Here is a 1,212-nt window from a genome sequence, read left to right as displayed (position 1 = left end):
CTTTTTTTTCACGCAAAAGATAAAAGATTAAAATATATAAGATAAATTAATATAGGCTTTAAAACTGGTATCAATGAAGAGAAATTTTAAAAAAACTTTGATATTATTAAATAAGTTAATTAAATAGTTAGTTACTGAATGACTTGTAACTAATGTAAATAGAGAATTCAATATTGAATAAAGTTGAAAATATCGAAAGTCATTTATAATCTTACGCTTGAGGGTCAGGATAGTTGCTTAAAACCTAGACTCAATTGAAAATGTGATTACTTTACAAATAGCCTAGAGCGTAGCATGAAATAAAAGATTATGAGTTCCATGAGTGTCGGTGAACAGAAACACTCCGTGACGCGTAGAAGTCTGACAGAGTTATTTATAGAAAAGTTTTGAAATTAAGTAGTCTTTTCTTTTAACTTGCTGGGATTATACGACACGATAAGGGCTTAAGGGCTATCTAAAAAAGTAGCACGGAATAGAATTTAATATTTGACAAATGTAAGATGATTTGATACTATGGTATAAGAAAAGGAGAAAATATGAAAAACTTTAACAGAACTCAATCATTAGAAGAGGCGATCGAAACAGCTGATGAAATAGAACGCAAACTTAAAGAATGTGATTTAAAAAGCATGACAGACGAAGAAGCCTTAAAAGAAATTGCTGACTTAGCTAATGAAATTGATTTATCTTGGTTCAAATAATAAATAACAGTCATTTACGATGATTAAAACGGAGAAAATAGATGAGTTATACAACAAAACACAAACCTTACAAACTGAAAAGCATTAAATGTAGTGGTTGTGGCTGGTCAATATCACACTGCATGGACTTAAAAAAAGAACAACTTAGAATAAAAAGTTTAAAAAAAGAAGTTGTAAAAGAATATATCCATGTAGACAACCCTAAATGTAAACATTGCATTGAATTAGAAAAAAATAGATTTAAGGCTTGACTTTTCAAGTCTTTTTTGTTATTATATACTAAAGGAGAAATAAATGACTAATATATTTAATAAAGTAAGCACAGCTAAAGAACTTAAAGAATCAGAAGACTTTTCAGGCAGTTTACTTTGGAATGTACAAGATATTTTGCCTAAAGGTTCACTCGGTCTTATAACAGGTAGTGAGAAGAGTATGAAGTCATCACTAGCTCAAGATTTAGCGCAGGCAATGGCACTAGGAGAGCCGTTCGCTGGCAGAGAAACAACTAAAA

At 30.2% G+C, this 1,212-nt stretch carries 3 protein-coding genes; all 3 read left to right on the top strand.

Annotated features, from left to right (window positions below):
• The first annotated feature begins 536 nt into the window (after positions 1-536).
• Positions 537-701, top strand: coding sequence for a hypothetical protein (locus tag AP059_RS21705; protein WP_218186995.1), 165 nt, complete (start codon positions 537-539; stop codon positions 699-701).
• A gap of 41 nt (positions 702-742) precedes the next feature.
• On the top strand, positions 743-952 hold the full coding sequence (locus AP059_RS21700; RefSeq protein WP_082712458.1) for a hypothetical protein: 210 nt from the start codon (positions 743-745) through the stop codon (positions 950-952).
• A 43-nt stretch (positions 953-995) separates the two neighbouring features.
• On the top strand, positions 996-1,212 hold a 217-nt coding region (locus AP059_RS00010; protein ID WP_165599900.1), incomplete at its 3' end, for an AAA family ATPase.

The organism is Pseudomonas sp. TAA207 (genome assembly GCF_001529285.1).
In the GTDB taxonomy this organism is placed as follows: Bacteria; Pseudomonadota; Gammaproteobacteria; order Pseudomonadales; family Pseudomonadaceae; genus Aquipseudomonas; species Aquipseudomonas weihenstephanensis.
Note: the sequence above shows the minus strand (reverse complement) of the source record. Positions and strands in the feature narration are given on the sequence as shown.

Excerpts from the sequence above, each read along its gene's own strand:
- AP059_RS21705 (WP_218186995.1), top strand. The coding sequence starts at position 537 with ATGAAAAACTTTAACAGAACTCAATCATTAGAAGAGGCGATCGAAACA.
- AP059_RS21700 (WP_082712458.1), top strand. The coding sequence starts at position 743 with ATGAGTTATACAACAAAACACAAACCTTACAAACTGAAAAGCATTAAA.